The sequence below is a fragment of the Klebsiella sp. CSG-1 genome, from assembly GCF_056521145.1.
On sequence record NZ_JBWNLD010000005.1, the window covers coordinates 1 to 18,790 of the forward strand.

The 18,790-nt window shown below is 54.1% G+C and carries 16 protein-coding genes; 8 read left to right on the forward strand and 8 right to left on the reverse strand.

The genetic code is table 11. The features are described 5' to 3' along the window. The first annotated feature begins 112 nt into the window (after positions 1–112). Together AC007G_RS13305 and mdtD are read left to right on the forward strand one after the other, a co-directional pair. Complete coding sequence (locus tag AC007G_RS13305; RefSeq protein ID WP_032690145.1) at positions 113–814, forward strand: FadR/GntR family transcriptional regulator; 702 nt, start codon at positions 113–115, stop codon at positions 812–814. Positions 815–826: 12 nt separating this feature from the next. Beyond that, complete coding sequence (gene mdtD / locus AC007G_RS13310; RefSeq protein WP_142630218.1) at positions 827–2,224, forward strand: multidrug transporter subunit MdtD; 1,398 nt, start codon at positions 827–829, stop codon at positions 2,222–2,224. Here the strand turns inward: mdtD and rbsR are convergent. The 7 genes from rbsR to kup form a co-directional block, all read right to left on the reverse strand. After that, complete coding sequence (gene rbsR, locus AC007G_RS13315; RefSeq protein WP_032690147.1) at positions 2,221–3,204, reverse strand: ribose operon transcriptional repressor RbsR; 984 nt, start codon at positions 3,202–3,204, stop codon at positions 2,221–2,223. The two genes, mdtD and rbsR, sit on opposite strands and share 4 nt — an antisense overlap. 12 nt (positions 3,205–3,216) lie before the next feature. Continuing rightward, complete coding sequence (rbsK, locus tag AC007G_RS13320) at positions 3,217–4,149, reverse strand: ribokinase (RefSeq protein WP_180889139.1); 933 nt, start codon at positions 4,147–4,149, stop codon at positions 3,217–3,219. Between the two features lie 99 nt (positions 4,150–4,248). Beyond that, on the reverse strand, positions 4,249–5,139 hold the full coding sequence (gene rbsB / locus AC007G_RS13325; RefSeq protein ID WP_004869247.1) for a ribose ABC transporter substrate-binding protein RbsB: 891 nt from the start codon (positions 5,137–5,139) through the stop codon (positions 4,249–4,251). Between the two features lie 27 nt (positions 5,140–5,166). Further along, positions 5,167–6,132, reverse strand: a complete 966-nt coding sequence (gene rbsC, locus AC007G_RS13330) for a ribose ABC transporter permease (RefSeq protein WP_004869245.1) — start codon at positions 6,130–6,132, stop codon at positions 5,167–5,169. Positions 6,133–6,137: 5 nt separating this feature from the next. Next, complete coding sequence (gene rbsA, locus AC007G_RS13335; protein WP_142630222.1) at positions 6,138–7,643, reverse strand: ribose ABC transporter ATP-binding protein RbsA; 1,506 nt, start codon at positions 7,641–7,643, stop codon at positions 6,138–6,140. A 10-nt stretch (positions 7,644–7,653) separates the two neighbouring features. Continuing rightward, positions 7,654–8,073: a D-ribose pyranase gene (gene rbsD / locus AC007G_RS13340; RefSeq protein ID WP_032690150.1), complete on the reverse strand. Its 420-nt coding sequence runs from the start codon at positions 8,071–8,073 to the stop codon at positions 7,654–7,656. Between the two features lie 185 nt (positions 8,074–8,258). Next, the gene (kup, locus tag AC007G_RS13345; protein WP_004869240.1) at positions 8,259–10,127 is read right to left on the reverse strand and encodes a low affinity potassium transporter Kup; all 1,869 of its coding nucleotides are present in this window, start codon (positions 10,125–10,127) and stop codon (positions 8,259–8,261) included. A gap of 217 nt (positions 10,128–10,344) precedes the next feature. On the opposite strand from kup, the gene ravA reads away from it, so the two are divergent. Continuing rightward, complete coding sequence (gene ravA / locus AC007G_RS13350; RefSeq protein WP_032690151.1) at positions 10,345–11,844, forward strand: ATPase RavA; 1,500 nt, start codon at positions 10,345–10,347, stop codon at positions 11,842–11,844. Beyond that, entirely contained in the window at positions 11,841–13,289 is a 1,449-nt protein-coding gene (gene viaA / locus AC007G_RS13355; protein ID WP_142630224.1) for an ATPase RavA stimulator ViaA, read from the forward strand. Before ravA ends, viaA begins: the two co-directional genes overlap by 4 nt. A 17-nt stretch (positions 13,290–13,306) precedes the next feature. Here viaA and asnA read toward each other — a convergent pair whose 3' ends face one another. Beyond that, positions 13,307–14,299 (reverse strand): aspartate--ammonia ligase, encoded by a 993-nt coding sequence (gene asnA, locus AC007G_RS13360; RefSeq protein WP_064794063.1) that lies wholly within the window; start codon positions 14,297–14,299, stop codon positions 13,307–13,309. A 153-nt stretch (positions 14,300–14,452) separates the two neighbouring features. Between asnA and asnC the strand changes: the two genes are divergently transcribed. The 4 genes from asnC (at position 14,453) to rsmG (ending at position 18,452) form a co-directional block, all read left to right on the forward strand. Further along, complete coding sequence (gene asnC / locus AC007G_RS13365) at positions 14,453–14,911, forward strand: transcriptional regulator AsnC (RefSeq protein WP_004869233.1); 459 nt, start codon at positions 14,453–14,455, stop codon at positions 14,909–14,911. Positions 14,912–15,002: 91 nt separating this feature from the next. After that, entirely contained in the window at positions 15,003–15,443 is a 441-nt protein-coding gene (gene mioC / locus AC007G_RS13370) for an FMN-binding protein MioC (RefSeq protein WP_004869231.1), read from the forward strand. 381 nt (positions 15,444–15,824) lie between these two features. Beyond that, positions 15,825–17,714 carry a tRNA uridine-5-carboxymethylaminomethyl(34) synthesis enzyme MnmG gene (gene mnmG / locus AC007G_RS13375; RefSeq protein WP_032697069.1) on the forward strand — a complete coding sequence of 630 codons (1,890 nt, stop codon included), beginning with the start codon at positions 15,825–15,827 and terminating at the stop codon, positions 17,712–17,714. 114 nt (positions 17,715–17,828) lie between these two features. Continuing rightward, a complete protein-coding gene (gene rsmG / locus AC007G_RS13380; RefSeq protein WP_032690155.1) occupies positions 17,829–18,452 on the forward strand; it encodes a 16S rRNA (guanine(527)-N(7))-methyltransferase RsmG in 624 nt (207 codons plus the stop codon). Positions 18,453–18,790: the final 338 nt, after the last annotated feature.

Below are 18,790 nucleotides of genomic sequence, written 5' to 3' on the forward strand. Positions count from 1 at the left end.
CACCAAACCAGCTCGTAACGTGGCAAAAAACCAGCGTTTTGCTGTTTTAACCAACGAAATAGTCCACCAGATGGCATACTGATACAGATAAAAAGAGAAAGGAACGGCATATATGTCTTTAAGCGCACAGCAACTGGCGGCACAAAAGAACATCTCCTGGGTATTAGCAGAGAAACTGGCTCAAAAAATCCTGACCGGCGAATACCCGCCGGAAAGTATTCTTCCAGGCGAAATGGAATTGGGCGAACAGTTTGGCGTGAGTCGCACCGCGGTACGCGAAGCGGTTAAGACGCTTACCGCCAAAGGGATGCTGTTGCCGCGCCCGCGTATCGGTACCCGAGTCATGCCACGCAGTAGCTGGAACTTCCTCGACAAGGAGCTGCTCTCATGGTGGTTAACGGAAGATAACTTTGAAGAGGTGGTGAGCCATTTCCTGGTTATGCGCAGCAGCCTTGAGCCTCAGGCCTGTTTTCTGGCGGCCACCTTTGGCAACGCAGAGCAAAAGGCCCAGCTCAATACCTTAATGGAAGAGATGGGACAGTTAAAAAAACGCTTTCTGCGCGAACGCTGGATAGAAGTCGATATGGCCTGGCATGAGCACATCTATGAAATGAGCGGAAATCCGTTCCTGATCGCTTTCGCTTCTCTGTTTCATTCGGTCTACCATACCTACTTCACTTCGATTACTCAGAACGAAGTGGTAAAGCTGGATCTCCACCAGGCCATTGTCGACGCTATCCAGGATAGCGATGGCCCGCGAGCGCTTAACGCCTGCCAGACGTTATTGAACGCACCAAACCATTCAGGCAAGTAACAAGGGTTCCGCATGAGCGAAAAAAAAGGGCGCAGTATGGCCGGACTGCCGTGGATTGCAGCCATGGCTTTTTTTATGCAGGCGCTGGATGCCACGATTCTCAACACCGCCCTTCCCGCCATTGCGCATAGCCTAAACCGTTCACCGCTGGCCATGCAGTCTGCCATTATCAGCTACACATTAACGGTCGCTATGCTTATCCCGGTCAGCGGCTGGTTAGCTGACCGCTTCGGCACCCGTAAGGTGTTTATCATTGCCGTCGGCCTGTTTACGCTCGGTTCACTGGCCTGCGCCCTCTCCAGTTCATTAATGGAGCTGGTTATCTTTCGCGTAATTCAGGGGATAGGCGGCGCCATGATGATGCCGGTGGCGCGTCTGGCATTATTAAGAGCCTACCCGCGCAGCGAACTGCTCCCCGTACTGAACTTCGTCACTATGCCCGGACTTGTTGGCCCGATTCTTGGGCCGGTGCTCGGTGGCGTGCTGGTCACCTGGGCCAGCTGGCACTGGATTTTCCTCATTAATATTCCTATCGGCATTATCGGGATACTGTACGCGCGCAAATATATGCCGGATTTCACCACGCCGCGCCGCCGTTTCGATACCAGCGGTTTTCTGTTGTTTGGATTGAGCCTGGTACTGTTTTCCAGCGGCATCGAACTGTTTGGCGAGAAAATCGTCGCAACCTGGATAGCTCTTTCGGTCATTGCCCTTAGCGTTATACTGCTGCTGGCCTATATCCGCCACGCGCGTCGCCACCCGGCTCCGCTGATCTCGCTTTCTTTATTTAAGACGCGCACCTTTTCGGTCGGTATTGCCGGTAATCTGGCCACCCGTCTGGGCACCGGCTGTGTGCCGTTTCTGATGCCCTTGATGTTGCAGGTCGGTTTTGGCTATCCAGCGATCGTCGCAGGCTGCATGATAGCTCCCACCGCAATCGGCTCGATTATCGCGAAATCAACCGTGACTCAGATTTTACGCTGGCTCGGCTATCGGAAAACCCTGGTCGGCATCACCATTTTTATCGGACTGATGATTGCCCAGTTCTCCTTCCAGTCTCCGGCAATGCCTGTCTGGATGCTCTTGCTACCGCTGTTTGTGCTGGGGATGGCGATGTCCACCCAGTTCACATCGATGAATACCATCACGCTGGCCGATTTGACCGATGATAACGCCAGCAGCGGCAATAGCCTGCTGGCCGTGACGCAACAGCTATCCATTAGCCTCGGGGTCGCCATTAGTGCCGCAGTGCTACGTTTTTATGAAGGGTTCGACAGCGCCAGTACCGTTGAGCAGTTCCACTACACCTTTATTACGATGGGGGCGATTACCGTGGTTTCGGCGCTGACATTTATGCTGTTAAGAGCGAAAGACGGCCGCAACCTGATTAAAGAGCGGCATAAGCGTTAAACGGAGCCGCGAACGACCAGCTCCGGGGTGAGCTGAACGCGTTGCTGCTTCTGACCCGGATCGGCCATGCGATGAATCAGCACGTCGATGGCCAGTTCGCCCAGTTCATCTTTCGGCTGATGGATGGTAGTCAGTGGCGGCGTCATATAGCGCGCCAGTTCGATATCGTCATACCCCACCAGCGCCATATCCTGCGGAATTCGTAACCCGGCCTGATACAGCGATTGATATGCCCCAACCGCCATCGCGTCGTTGCCGACGAAGACCGCCTGCGGCCGCTCGGGTAAGGCAAGCAGCTTTTGCATGGCGCTAAATCCGCCGCCAAATTCGAAATCACTGGTAATGACATAACCGTCCATCACCGGAAGCCCGGCGCGCGCCATCGCCGCGTGATACCCCTCCAGGCGCAGGCGCGACGGCGTTTTATCCAGCGGCCCTGCAATACAGGCCACGCGGGTATATCCTTTATCAATCAGATACTGGGTTGCCATATCGCCGCCCAGCAGCGAGTTGTCCTGAATCAGATCGCTATCGCCGTCAAACGGCGCCCAGTCCATCATCACCGTAGGGACTGACGGGTAGCGCTGCATAATTTCCGGTGAAGGCTGATGCGTTTCGGTACACAGCAGCAGCAGACCATCGACGCGTTTTTGCATCAGCGTCTCAAGATTGCGGTTCATGCGCTGCTCATCGCCTTCGGTATTACACAGCACCAGACTATAGCCTCGCTCAAAACAGCTGCGCTCCACGCCGCGCACCAGTTCCGAATAAAACGGATTGGTACTGGCGGTGATCAGCATGCCAATGGTCCGGGTCTGGTTTAATTTGAGGCTACGCGCCAGGGCAGACGGCGCATAGTTAAGGTTTTTAATCGCCGCATCAACTTTGGCGGTAATCGCCTCGCTGACGAAGCGATCTTTATTAATGACGTGAGAAACTGTTGAAGTGGAAACGCCCGCCTCGCGGGCTACATCCTTCATGGTAGCCAAACGTTACCCCTGTTGACGTAAAAACTCGTCGATTTCTTCGCGCCATGGTACGGAAGGCTGTGCGCCTTTACGGGTAACGGCAATCGCCGCCGCGGCATGGGCAAAACGGATCGCTTCGTCCAGCGCGATTCCTTCCAGTAAGGCCGTCACAAAAGCGCCATTAAAGGTATCACCAGCGGCAATGGTATCGATGGCCTGAACTTTAAAACCGGGAACCCGACGGCCTTGACCTTCATGGCTGACCCATACGCCCCGGCTGCCAAGCGTAATCATCACGATACCAATGCCTTTGTCATGCAGCACACGGGCCGCGTTAGCCGCATCGTCATCGTTTTCCACGCGGATGCCGGTCAGCTTCTCGGCTTCGGTTTCGTTAGGCGTAATGATATCCACCAGCGCGAGCAGTTCATCTGACAACTCACGCGCCGGTGCCGGGTTAAGCACCACGGTGGTTTGATGCTGATGCGCGATTTTTGCTGCCGCCAGCACGCTTTCCAGCGGTGACTCCAGCTGCATCAGCAGCGCCTGAGCACCCGCAATACGCGCTTTTTCCGCCTCAACCTGCTCGACAGAGAGCGCGGCGTTAGCTCCGGCATGAATACCGATAACATTCTCACCTTCGGCGTTAACAAAAATCAGCGCCACGCCGGTCGATTGATCTTTGACCGCCCGCACCGGCGCAACATCGATACCATCGCTCAGGAGCTGGCGACGAACGCGTTCGCCGATATCGTCATCGCCGGTACAGGCAATAAACGCAATATCCGCGCCGCTTCGCCCGGCGGCGACGGCCTGGTTAGCCCCTTTACCGCCGAAAGCCACCTGATAATGATGACCGGTGACGGTTTCGCCCGGCGTCGGGAAAGATTCAAGGTTAAGAATGTGATCGGCATTGATGCTGCCAAGGACGACAAGTTTGCCTGCGGTTTTCATTATTTCTGTTCCCGGGAAAGCGCGCCACCGGATTCCGGTGGCGCATGCCCTGCTTTTCTTTTTTATATTGTCCCTCGGACCGTTTCCGACCCGAATCGCATATTACTGCTTAATGACCAGCTTCAGCTCAACCGGATAGCTGGCATCCACTTTCTCACCCTTCAGCACTTTATCAGCAGTTTCGACGCCTTTCACGCCGATCTGCTCTGGCAACTGAGCGATGGTCGCTGCCAGTTTGCCACTATTTACGGCTTTTTCGCCATCCGGAGTACCGTCAAATCCAACCACCATCACATCGGATTTGCCTGCCGTTTGTAATGCACGCAGCGCACCCAGCGCCATTTCATCGTTCTGCGCAAATACCGCTTTCACATCAGGATGGGCGGTCAGCAGGTTCTGCATGACGTTCAGACCTTTGGTACGGTCGAAGTCCGCCGGCTGGCTGGCCAGAACATTGAATTTATGCGCGGCAACGGCCTGCTTAAAGCCCTCACCACGTTCACGAGCCGCGGAAGTCCCTGCAATACCCTGCAGTTCAATCACTTTCGCGCCTTCACCGGCTTTCTTCGCAATGTAGTCGCCGGCCATCTTACCGCCCAGCACGTTATCAGACGCGATATGGCTGACGACGTCGCCTTTCGAAGCCTGACGGTCGAGGGTAATCACCGGGATCTTCGCCTGGTTAGCCATCTTCACGGCGTTACCTACCGCATCAGAATCGGTAGGGTTAATCAGCAGCAGCTTCGCGCCACGGACCGTTAAATCCTGTACGTTCGCCAGCTCTTTCGCCGGGTTGTTCTGCGAATCCAGTACGACAAGGTTGTAGCCCAGTTTGTCCGCTTCTTTCTGCGCCCCCTCTTTCAGGGAAACAAAGAACGGGTTATTCAGGGTAGAGATAACCAGGGCGATAGTATCTTTCGCCATCGCGTTGGCGCTGACGGTTGCACTGAGAGCCACAGCAGAGACCAGGGTCGCCAGTTTTTTCATATTCATAGTTAAGATGTCCTGTAGAGTTCTGAGTTACTGCTTTTTGTTGTCTACCAGCACCGCCAGCAAAATTACCACCGCTTTCACGATCATCTGGTAATAGGAAGAAACGCCTAATAGATTCAAACCGTTGTTCAGGAAGCCAAGGATCAGCGCGCCAATCAAGGTACCGACAATACGCCCTTTCCCCCCCGCCAGACTGGTGCCGCCGAGCACAACCGCCGCGATAGCATCCAGTTCATAACCGGTACCCGCCGTCGGCTGCGCGGAAGAGAGGCGCGCCACTTCGATAATCCCCGCCAGCGAAGCCAGCAGGCCGCATAACGAATAGACGATGATTTTCACTTTATTGACGCTGATGCCGGATAAGCGGGTCGCCGCCTCGTTACCGCCCAGCGCATAGATATAACGACCCAGCCGCGTATGGTGCAGCATGTACCAGGCCGCCAGAAAGACGATTGCCATAATCCATACCGGCGTCGGAACCCCTAACGGGCGCCCGATACCAAACCAGCCAAACAGGTCGGCGTTATCGGTAAACCCGGTGTTCACCGGACTGCCGTTGGTGTACACCATCGTCACCCCGCGCAGGAGCAGCATCATCACCAGGGTGGCGATAAAGGCCTGAACACGCCCTTTCGCCACAATCACGCCGGTCACCGCGCCAATTGCCGCGCCTAAAGCAAGCGCTGCGGCAATCGCTACCAGCGCATTCACCTCCAGCCCCACAATCGATGCCGCAACCGCACCGGTCAGCGCCAGCAGGGAGCCGACGGACAGGTCGATCCCCGAGGTCAGAATGACCAGCGTCATTCCGACGGCCATAATGGCGTTGACCGACGTCTGCTGCAGGATATTGAAGAGGTTATTAACGGTAAAAAAGTTGGGGCTCATGGTCGAAACAATCGCTATCAGCACCAGCAGGGCAATCAACGACTTTTGCTCCATCAGCCATGCTTTTGTGAAATAGCGGCGACCAGTAACAGCCTGGGTTGTCATCTTTTTTACTCCTGATTCACACGGTTAAGCTTGCCCACAGCGGCAGCCATCAATACTTCCTGGGTGGCCTGCTCGCGTGTGAACTCACCGCCGAGATGCCCTTCATGCATCACCATGATGCGATCGCTCATGCCCAGCACTTCCGGCATCTCCGAAGAGACCAGAATGATGCTCAGACCATCGGCTTTAAACTGGTTGATCAGCTGATAGATCTCTTTCTTCGCACCAACGTCCACGCCGCGGGTCGGTTCATCAAGGATCAGCACCTTCGGCCGCGTCATCAGCCCGCGGGCGATGGCCACTTTTTGCTGGTTACCACCGGAGAGCAGGCCTATTGCCTGTTCCATCGACGGCGTTTTCACATTGAACAGGCGGATAAAATCGCTCACCGTCTGCTGCTCATCTTTGTGCTTCAGGCGGCCACCAGCATGGCTGAAATAGCGCAGCGCCGTTAACGACATGTTTTCTTTCACCGACATACCGAGCACTAAGCCATCACGCTTGCGGTCTTCGGAGATATAGACAATCCCGTTTGCCAGACCATCCTGAGGGGAACGGGTCACCACTTCATGGCCGTCGAGCGTGACGGAACCGCTGGTGCGCGGCAGCGCGCCGTACAGCACCTTCATCAACTCCGTTCGTCCGGCCCCCATCAGCCCGGCGACGCCGAGAATTTCGCCCTGACGGAGGGAAAAGGTCACATTTTCAACGCCCGGCCCGCACAGGTTGTCCACCTTCAGACGAACCGTACCGGGCGCTTTATCCAGGTGCGGATACTGATCTTCCAGCTTGCGGCCAACCATCATTTCGATCAGCAGATCTTCATTCAGACTGGCGACCTCGCGCTCGGCGATAAACTGCCCGTCGCGAAAGACCGTCACATCATCGCAAATCTCGAAGATCTCTTTCATACGGTGGGAGATATAAACAATCCCGCGCCCCTGCGCTTTCAGCTCGCGGATGACGCGGAACAGAGATTCCGTTTCGGTATCGGTCAATGCGTCCGTTGGCTCATCCATAATGATGACCTTCGACTCAAAGCTCAGCACCTTGGCGATTTCAACCATCTGCTGATCGCCAATCGACAGATCGCCCACCAGCTTCTGGCTGTTAAAGCGTAAATTCAGCTTTGCCAGCAGTTTGTCGGCTTCGGCATACATCGTTTTCCAGTCGATTTTGCCAAACCGATTGACGAACTCACGACCGAGGAAAATGTTTTCCGCGATCGTCAGTTGTGGGATCAGGTTGAGTTCCTGGTGAATAATGCCGATACCAGCTTCCTGGGAGGATTTCGGTCCATTGAAGGTGACCTCTTTGCCGAGCCACAACAGCGAGCCGGCATCGCGGGTATAGATACCGGTCAGCACCTTCATCATGGTGGATTTGCCGGCACCGTTTTCGCCGACCAGCGCCATCACGCGGCCAGCATAGACATTGAGCGAGGCGCCGGAGAGCGCCTTAACGCCAGGGAACGCTTTATCGATCCCTTTTAATTGCAATAAGGCTTCCATATCGGCGACCTCAGAACGTCACGCCGGCACAGAGAATAACGTTCGCATACGGGGAACACTCCCCGCTGCGAATCACCGCCTGACTATCTGCGGTTTGTTTTTTAAACTGCTCATGACTGGTGTAACGAATTTCAATGGTGTTTCCCTGGTGTTGCTGCAGCAGCTCAAGGTGAGTGAGCAACGTCGCATGGAGCTGCGGATTGTGTGTCTTTATCTCTTCCGCCAGGATCGCCGCCTCAACCTGCATTTCCGCCGTCACCACCTCCAGAACCTGCATAAAGGAGGGAACGCCCTGGGTTAATGCCATATCGATGCGCGTGCTGCTGCGGGGAACCGGTAAACCGGCATCGCAGACCACCAGCGTATCGGTATGACCCAGGCGGGAGATAACCGAAGAAATATCAGCGTTAAGTACGGTGCCTTTTTTCATTTTTCTCTTTTGCTCCATTAGCGAAACGTTTCGCTGTCGCAAGTATTGTCAATACACGCATGAAAAACCATCACCAGAAGAGAGAAATGTGATCGCCATCGAAACGTTTCGCAAACGCCGGGAAGGAAAAGTGAAGCGGGGCAAAAAACCAAAAAAAGCCCTTCACGCGGAAGGGCTTCAGAGCATCAGATTTCGACCTGGGTACCGAGTTCAATCACCCGGTTTGGCGGGATTTCAAACTGATCCGGCGCCCTCAGGGCGTTACGCTGGAGCAGGAGGTACAGTTTTCCACGCAGACGCAAATACCATGGCCGTTTGCCGATAATCAGCGATTCATGCGACATAAAGAACGAGGTTTCCATCATCCGGCAGCTCAGACCTTCCAGCCCGCAGCGGTGGAACACCTCTTCCACGTTTGGCGTTTCGCGCCAGCCGTAGCTGGCCACCACGCGCCAGAACGACGGCGAAATCTGCTCGATCTGCACCCGGCGGACGTTATGCACATAAGGCGCATCTTCAGTACGCAGCGTCAGCAGAATCACGCGTTCATGCAGCACCTTGTTGTGCTTAAGGTTATGCAGCAGGGCAAACGGAATCACGTTCAGCGCACGGGACATATATACGGCAGTCCCCGGTACGCGAACCGGCGGTGATTTCTCGAGGGAAGAGATCATCGCTTCCAGAGAGTTACCGTGTTCATGCATCCGACGCAGCAGACGGAAACGCTCGCTTTTCCAGGTCGTCATCACGGTGAACATCACCAGACCCAGCGTTAACGGCAGCCAGCCGCCGGAAACAATCTTATCGAGGTTGGCCGAGAACAGCGGAAAATCAATGCTCATAAAGGCGATCAGGAGCAGCGCGACAACGAACTTATTCCAGCGCCAGTTTTTACGCGCGACCGTAGTGAAGAGAATCGTGGTCAATACCATGGTTCCCGTTACCGCGATCCCGTACGCCGCCGCGAGGTTCGAAGAGTGCTCGAAGTTGATAATCACGATGACCACCGAGACATACAGCAGCCAGTTGATGAACGGAATATAGATCTGTCCGGACTCCATTTCCGAGGTATGAATAATCCGCATCGGCGACAGATATCCCAGACGAACCGCCTGGCGAGTCAGCGAGAAGACTCCGGAAATTACCGCCTGCGAGGCGATAACCGTCGCCAGCGCCGCAATGATCAGCATCGGAATCAGCGCCCATTCAGGAGCCAGCAGGAAGAAGGGGTTTTTGATCGCTTCCGGGTGCTGCAACAGCAGCGCTCCCTGGCCGAAGTAGTTCAGCACCAGCGAGGGCAGCACCACCGAAAACCAGGCCAGGCGAATCGGTAGTTTGCCAAAGTGCCCCATATCCGCATACAGCGCTTCGACACCGGTAATGGACAGCACCACCGCGCCCAGCGCAACAAAAGAGACGGTTTTATATTCAAGGAAGAAATGAACCGCCCAGTAAGGGTTTAGCGCCTGCAGCACTTCCGGGTTGGCGATAATGCTGCGCGCGCCCAGCACCGCCAGCAGCAGGAACCAAATCAGCATAATCGGCGCGAACAGCTTGCCGACCATACTGGTCCCGTGCTTCTGGATAGCAAACAGCAGCGTCAACACGATAATGGAGATGGGGACAATCCAGGTATCCAGATTAGGGGCGATAATTTCCAGCCCTTCAATCGCCGACATGACCGAAATCGCTGGCGTAATCACCACTTCACCATAGAAGAAGCTGCCGCCGATCAGGCCAAGAATAACCAGAACCGACGTCATTCGCGCAGACGTATTACGCCCCGCCAGCGACATCAGCGTCAGGATCCCCCCTTCACCGGCGTTATCTGCGCGCATTACGAAGGTGATATATTTGAGTGATACGGTAAAGATCAACAGCCAGAATATTAGCGACAGAAAGCCAAAAACAGCATCACGTTCAACGCCAAACCCAAACTGACCAGACAGACATTCCCGAAGTGTATACAGCGGACTGGTACCGATATCTCCGTATACCACGCCGATAGCCGCCAGCGTTATTGCTGGCAACGATTGCTTATTATCAGTGCTCATAGACTAGTCTTTTCGTTTATAAAACAAATGTGTGCCTAGTCCCTTGGCCCACAAAAAGCGCACAGTATGCACGATTATTTGCTGAATCGTACCCCTAACAAACATCATATTAACCTGGCTCAAAGAAAATAAATCGATTCTTCAGGCTATTACCATCCCTAATCAAACATCTATACTCGAATCAATAACGACACATGAAAAAGCACGCAACTCAATTATGGCTCAATCACATTTACTGGCAGAAAGAATTTCCCGGCTCAGCGCCTCCCTCGAAAAAGGTTTGTTCGAACGCAGTCACGCGATACGACTCTGCCTGCTTGCCGCACTCAGCGGCGAAAGCGTTTTTTTACTCGGTCCGCCGGGTATCGCTAAAAGCCTGATCGCCCGCCGCCTCAAATTCGCCTTTCAGCAAGCCCGCGCTTTTGAATACCTGATGACCCGCTTTTCTACTCCGGAAGAGGTTTTTGGCCCCCTCTCCATCCAGGCGCTGAAGGATGAAGGACGCTACGAGCGCCTGACGACAGGCTATCTTCCGGAAGCCGAAATCGTCTTCCTCGATGAAATCTGGAAAGCCGGCCCGGCTATCCTCAACACCTTACTGACGGCAATCAACGAACGTCAGTTCCGCAACGGGGCGAAAGAAGAAAAAATCCCCATGCGCCTGCTGGTGGCGGCCTCAAACGAATTACCGGAAGCGGACAGCAGCCTTGAAGCGCTGTACGATCGCATGCTCATCCGTTTATGGCTGGATAAGGTCCAGGATAAAACGAACTTCCGCTCGATGCTGATAAGCCAGCAGGATGAAAACAGCAACCCGGTCCCTGCCAGCCTGCAGGTCAGCGACGAAGAGTTCCGGCAGTGGCAGCAGGATATCAGCGCCGTGAAGCTACCGGACAGCGTGTTTGAGCTTATCTTCCAGCTCCGCCAGCAGCTGGATACGTTATCGGGTTCGCCTTATGTCTCGGATCGGCGCTGGAAAAAGGCCATTCGTCTGCTGCAGGCCAGCGCCTTCTTCAGCGGCCGGGATACCATTGCCCCTATCGATCTTATTTTGCTGAAAGATTGCCTGTGGCACGATATCGAAAGCATGAATCTGATGTCACAGCAGCTGGAAACCTTGATGACCAGCCATGCCTGGCAACAGCAGGCAATGCTGACCAAACTGGGCGCCATAACCCAAAGACGCATCCAAATCCAACAGCAGCACAGCGACAAAACCGCGCTGAAGGTCACGCGCCTCGGCGGGATGTTCAGCCGTAAACCGCATTATGAATTACCGTCTGAACTCAAGGATACCACGCTGACCCTGCTGCTCCAGCAGCCGCTTAAGCTGCACGATATGGAAGTTATTCATATAACCTTCGTCCGCGAAGAGCTCTCGCACTGGCTGGAAAAAGGCGGTGAAATCCGCGGTAAGCTTAACGGCATTGGTTTCGCCCAGCAGCTGAATATCGATGTCGATGCCAGCCAGCATCTGGTCGTTCGCGACGTCAGCCTGCAAGGCTCCCGCCTTTCGCTGCCCGGCAGCGAATCGCAAGAAAACATGCCGGCCGAAATCCGCCAGCAGCTGGAAGCGCTGGATGACGAGTGGCACCAGCAGCATAACCGCTTTAGCGAACAGCAAAAATGTCTGTTTATTCCCGGTGACTGGCTAGGACGTATTGAAGCCAGCCTGCAGGACGTCGGCACGCAGATTAAACAGGCGCGACAGCCATGACGCTGGATATGCTGAATGTCATGCTGGCAGTCAGCGAAGAGGGGATGATCGAAGAGATGCTGCTGGCGCTGCTGGCCTCTCCTCAGCTTGCCGTGTTCTTCGAAAAATTTCCGCGCCTGAAGAATATTATCGCCGCCGATATTCCGCGCTGGCGGGAAGCCGTCAGAGCACGACTCAAAGAGACGCCGATCCCGCCGGAGCTGGATGTTGAAGTCCAGAACTATCAGCGATCGCAGCTGCTCTCCACCTCGCAGTTCATCGTGCAGCTCCCGCAGATCCTTGGCCAGCTGCATCAGCTGCACTCGCCGTTTGCCGCCCAGGCGCAACAGCTGGTGGATGACAATGCGACCTTCACGCCCGCACTACATACCCTGTTTTTACAGCGCTGGCGTCTGAGTCTGGTGGTGCAGGCAACCACACTCAACCAGCAGCTGCTGGATGAAGAACGCGATCAGCTACTGAGTGAAGTCCAGGAGAGGATGACCCTGAGCGGACAGCTGGAACCGGTGCTGGTGGAAAACGATAACGCCGCGGGCCGGCTGTGGGATATGAGCGCAGGCGAGCTGAAGCGCGGCGACTATCAGCTGATCGTTCGCTACGGTGACTTTCTCAGCCAGCAGCCGGAGCTGATGCAGCTGGCTGAGCAGTTAGGCCGCTCGCGGGAAGCCAAATCGATACCGAAAAAGGATGCGCCGATGGAAGCCTTTCGCAGCCTGGTTCGTGAGCCGGCAACGGTACCGGAACAGGTTGATGGCCTACAACAGAGCGACGATATCCTGCGCCTGCTGCCGCCGGAGCTGGCGACGCTGGGGATCACTGAACTGGAATTTGAGTTCTATCGCAAGCTGGTAGAAAAGCAGCTGCTGACCTATCGGCTACATGGCGACGCCTGGCGGGAAAAAATCACCGAGAGGCCGGTGACCCGACAAGATGTTGACGAACAGCCACGCGGACCTTTTATCGTCTGCGTCGATACTTCCGGCTCGATGGGCGGTTTCAACGAACAGTGCGCCAAGGCGTTTTGCCTGGCATTAATGCGGGTGGCGCTGGCGGACAATCGCCGCTGCTTTATTATGCTTTTCTCCAGTGAGGTCGTGCATTACGAGCTGACGGGCCCGCAGGGTCTGGAGCAGGCGATCCGCTTCCTGAGCCAGCGTTTTCGCGGCGGTACGGATTTAGCCAGCTGTTTCCGTTCCATCATTGAGCGAATGCAAAACCCGCAGTGGGTCGATGCCGATGCGGTGGTGATTTCTGATTTTATTGCCCAGCGGCTGCCGGATGAGGTGATCAATAAGGTGGGGGAGCTACAGCACAAGCATCATCATCGCTTTCATGCGGTAGCGATGTCTGTCCATGGCAAACCCGGCATCATGCGCATCTTCGATCATATCTGGCGCTTTGATACCGGGTTACGTAGCCGCCTGCTGCGACGCTGGCGGCGTTAACGGATCTCTCGGGGCGATTAAAGGAGCGAAGCCACGCTCTCACGAACCTGCGCCGGCCATACGCCGCACTGTACCTGGCCAATATGATCCAGCTGCAGCAGCAGCATGGTAAGACGGGATTGACCAATGCCGCCGCCGATGGTCTGCGGCATTTCACCGCGCAGCAGCGCCTGGTGCCACTCCAGCTTCAGACGATCCTCATCACCGGTGATCGCCAGCTGGCGCTTCAGGGCCTCGGCATCCACGCGGATCCCCATAGAGGAGAGCTCGAAAGCGTCTTCCAGCACCGGGTTCCACACCAGAATATCGCCGTTCAGGCCGCTAAAGCCTTCCTCAACCGATGTACTCCAGTCATCATAATCCGGCGCACGAACGTCGTGACGCTGGCCATCAGAAAGCTTACCGCCAATCCCCATCAGGAATACGGCTCCCAGCTCTTTCGCAATCGCCCGCTCGCGGCCTTTAGCATCGAGATCCGGATAACGGCTCAGCAGCGTCTGGCTATGGACAAACTGAATCTGTTCCGGCAGGAACGGCGTCAGGCCAAACTCTTTACATACAGCGGCTTCGGTCGCTTTAATCCCGGCGTAGATAGCCTCTACGGTTGATTTTAATGTGCCGGCATGGCGTTCATCATCACCCATCACGCGTTCCCAGTCCCACTGGTCGACGTAAACAGAGTGGATGGCGGTCAGTCGGTCTTCATCGGGGCGAAGGGCCTTCATGTGCGTGTACAGCCCTTCGCCCGCGCTGAAGTCGTGTTGTCCCAGGGTTTGACGTTTCCACTTCGCCAGTGAATGAACCACTTCGAACTGGGCGTCTGGCAGCGTTTTCACTTTCACCTGAACCGCTTTCTCGCAACCAGACAGGTTGTCCTGAGTCCCGTCTCCTACGCGGCTTAAGATAGGTGCCTGGACTTCAATCAGACCAAGCTTCTCTTCCAGCTGGCGGGAAAAGTGAGACTTAACGAAACTAATCTGGCGTTGTTTTGCGATGTATGCGGTTTTCATTTTTTTATTACTCCTGCGTCCTGTTGATATTGATTAAGCAACAAAAATGGCCACCAATACAATAATCAAACAACAAAAAGCCACGTTCACTTTTGATTCATTAAAATATACGGCTAATATAGAAAGAATCTTCAAACATCATAAGAAAAACCTATGGAAAATTATCAGATCGACAATCTGGACCGCGGCATCCTGGAAGCCTTAATGGCCAATGCCCGTACCGCCTATGCCGAATTGGCCAAACAGTTTGGCGTCAGCCCGGGGACGATTCATGTTCGCGTAGAGAAGATGAAACAGGCAGGGATCATTACCGGCGCCCGTATCGACGTGAACCCCAAACAGCTCGGTTACGACGTCTGCTGCTTTATCGGCATCATTTTGAAAAGCGCCAAAGACTATCCCTCCGCGCTGGCCAAACTCGAAAGTCTCGACGAGGTCACCGAGGCCTACTACACCACCGGGCACTACAGCATCTTTATTAAGGTGATGTGCCGCTCGATCGATGCCCTGCAGCAGGTACTTATCAACAAGATCCAAACAATCGATGAAATTCAGTCCACCGAGACCCTGATCTCCCTGCAGAACCCGATCATGCGGACCATCCGCCCGTGATCGGGCTTTTTTAATCCCACATTTTCCACAGGTAGATCCCAGCTCTCACACAGCGTACAATGTGCCACTCTGAATAATTGAGCAGACGATCATGGCAGACATTACGCTTATCAGCGGCAGTACCCTGGGCAGTGCGGAATATGTAGCGGAGCATCTGGCTGAAAAGCTGGAAGAGGCGGGCTACAGCACCGAAATCCAGCACGGTCCGTTGATCGAGGATCTGCAGGCTGAGGGGATCTGGTTAGTTATCTCCTCTACACATGGTGCGGGTGATATCCCTGATAATCTGCTGCCGTTCTATGAAGCGCTTCAGGAAAAGCAGGCAGACCTGTCCGCCGTTCGTTTTGGCGCCGTGGGCATCGGCAGCCGCGAATATGACACCTTCTGCGGCGCCATCGACAAAATCGACAGCGCATTGAAGGCATGTGGCGCACAACAGATCGGCGAAACGCTGAAGATAAATGTCCTGGAACATGAAATTCCGGAGGATCCGGCTGAGATTTGGGTCGGATCCTGGAAAGATTTGCTCTAAGTTTTGTAAAGATCGTCCGATCTTCTGTGGATAACTATACTTAAAAGCTCTGATCAACCGGTAGTTATCCAACGTATAACCAGTGGCTGCTTTTTGACCTGTGTATAACCCTTCATTTTGATCCCAGCTTATACGGAACAGGATCACCGATCATTCACAGATAGTGATCCTTCTTAAGCATTTGATCTTAAAACGCGGATCTGGCTTATCCACAGAAAGGTTCGATCCTAATAAGAGATCACAATAAAACAGATCTCTAAATAAAAGATTTTCTTTTTAATACTCAAGATCCCGGAGCTTTCTCGATCGACTAAAGTTGAGTAGAATCCACGGCCCGGGCTTCAATCCATTTTCAAACCGCTTTATGCGAGGCATACCACCATGTTTTATCAGGATCCTTTTGACGTCATCATCATTGGCGGGGGTCATGCAGGCACTGAGGCCGCGATGGCCGCAGCGCGAATGGGTCAGCAGACCCTGCTTTTGACACACAATATCGACACGTTGGGGCAGATGAGCTGCAACCCGGCGATTGGCGGCATTGGGAAAGGACACCTGGTAAAAGAAGTGGATGCGCTTGGCGGACTGATGGCGAAAGCGATCGACCAGGCAGGCATTCAGTTTAGGATACTAAACGCCAGCAAAGGACCGGCGGTACGAGCGACACGAGCTCAGGCAGACCGCGTACTCTATCGTCAGGCGGTACGCACTGCGCTGGAAAACCAGCCCAACCTGATGATCTTCCAGCAGGCGGTTGAGGATCTGATTGTTGAAAACGATCGGGTTGTCGGAGCCGTTACCCAGATGGGACTGAAATTCCGCGCCAAAGCGGTGGTCCTGACCGTCGGTACCTTCCTTGATGGCAAGATCCATATCGGACTGGATAACTACAGCGGTGGCCGCGCAGGCGATCCGCCGTCCATCCCGCTTTCTCGCCGCTTACGTGAGCTGCCGCTGCGCGTCAGCCGCCTGAAAACCGGTACGCCGCCGCGTATTGATGCCCGTACCATCGACTTTAGCGTTCTGGCGCCGCAGCATGGTGATAACCCCATGCCGGTCTTCTCGTTCATGGGCAATGTGGCTCAGCATCCGCAGCAGGTACCGTGCTATATCACGTATACCAACGAAAAAACCCACGACGTGATCCGTAATAACCTCGATCGTAGCCCAATGTATGCCGGGGTGATTGAAGGGATCGGCCCGCGTTATTGCCCGTCGATCGAAGATAAAGTGATGCGTTTTGCCGATCGTAACCAGCATCAGATCTTCCTCGAGCCTGAAGGGCTGACATCTAATGAAATTTATCCAAACGGTATCTCCACCAGCCTGCCGTTTGACGTACAAATGCAAATTGTTCGCTCTATGCAAGGCATGGAGAACGCCAGAATCGTTCGTCCAGGCTACGCTATTGAGTACGACTTTTTCGACCCGCGCGATCTGAAGCCGACGTTGGAAAGTAAATATATCCACGGTCTGTTCTTTGCCGGACAAATTAACGGCACCACCGGTTACGAAGAAGCTGCCGCTCAGGGGCTGCTTGCCGGCCTGAACGCCGGTCGTTTCTCTGCGGAAAAAGAGGGTTGGGCGCCGGCGCGTTCAGAAGCCTACCTCGGCGTGCTGGTCGACGATCTGTGTACTCTGGGAACGAAAGAACCGTACCGGATGTTTACTTCACGCGCCGAATATCGTCTGATGCTGCGCGAAGATAACGCCGATCTGCGTCTGACGGAACAGGGACGTGAACTGGGTCTGGTCGATGATGAACGCTGGGCGCGTTTCAATGAGAAGCTGGAAAGCATTGAGCTGGAGCGTCAGCGTCTGAAAACCACCTGGGTTTATCCGGCGGCAGACAGCGCAGAAGAAGTGAATGCTCACCTGACTGCACCACTTTCTCGCGAAGCGAGCGGAGAAGATTTACTCCGTCGTCCGGAAATGACCTATGAGCAGCTGGTTCAGCTGTCACCGTTCGCACCGGGCCTCGAAGATGTGCAGGCCGCAGAACAGGTCGAAATCCAGGTGAAGTACGAAGGGTATATTGCTCGTCAGCAGGAAGAGATCGAAAGACAGCAGCGTAATGAGAATACGATCCTGCCGGCAACGCTTGATTATCGTCAGGTGATCGGGTTGTCGAATGAAGTGATTGCCAAGCTCAACGATCACAAACCGTCTTCAATCGGTCAGGCTTCGCGTATTTCCGGCATCACGCCAGCGGCGATTTCTATTTTGCTGGTCTGGTTGAAAAAGCAGGGGATGCTGCGCCGTAGCGCCTGATTGCCCTGACAGGCGGAATTTGGCGGATAGCAGACTGCGCCTCCGCCCTTTTGATTCACCGGCCCGGTAAGCGTCATCGCCTCCGGGCTCATTATTTCTGGACAGGTACTGAACGTGCTCAACAAACTTTCTCGTCTGCTGGCTGAAGCCGGTATTTCGCTCACCGATCACCAGAAAAACCAGCTGGTGGCCTATGTTGGAATGCTGGATAAGTGGAACAAAGCCTACAATCTGACTTCCGTTCGCGATCCGAATGAGATGCTGATTCGCCATATCCTCGATAGCATTGTTGTTGCGCCGTATCTGCAGGGAACGCGTTTTATCGACGTCGGAACAGGGCCAGGGCTACCGGGAATCCCGCTGGCGATAGTTCTTCCGCAAGCACATTTCACGCTGCTGGACAGCCTTGGTAAGCGCGTGCGTTTTCTTCGTCAGGTCCAGCATGAGTTAAAACTGGATAATATTGCTCCGGTACAGAGCCGCGTGGAAGATTTCCCCGCTGAGCCGCCGTTCGATGGCGTCATCAGCCGCGCATTTGCCTCTCTGAATGACATGGTCAGCTGGTGTCATCATCTGCCGTCAGAAACCGGCTGCTTCTATGCGTTGAAAGGGGTGGCCCAGGAAGATGAAATGGCAAATCTTCCCAACGGATATACCGTCAGCGAGATCATCAGGCTGCATGTTCCTGAGCTGGAAGGGGAGCGTCACCTGGTGGTTATTAAGCCAAAAATGATTTAGTTTTTATCAAAAAATGTGAAAAAAATGAGACCGTAGCATGTTACAAAAATAAATGTGACTGCGAGCTATTCCCGGGGCATTTTAACCATGTTTTTACTATGGGTTATCTCGAAGTTAACTTTGACGGTTGGTTAACCCATAAAATAGTCAACATTGAAAATATCAGTACGCTAAAAATCGAGCGCCTGACAGAGCATACAGATGTTAAATATTTATTATAAATGTCAATAAAAGGTTTTCATTGTATGCGTGGTTGTTTTATAAAAACTGCTCATTTTTTATCTTTAATATCAAAAAGATGAAAACAGACAATTTATGAACGGAATTAATTCGCATTC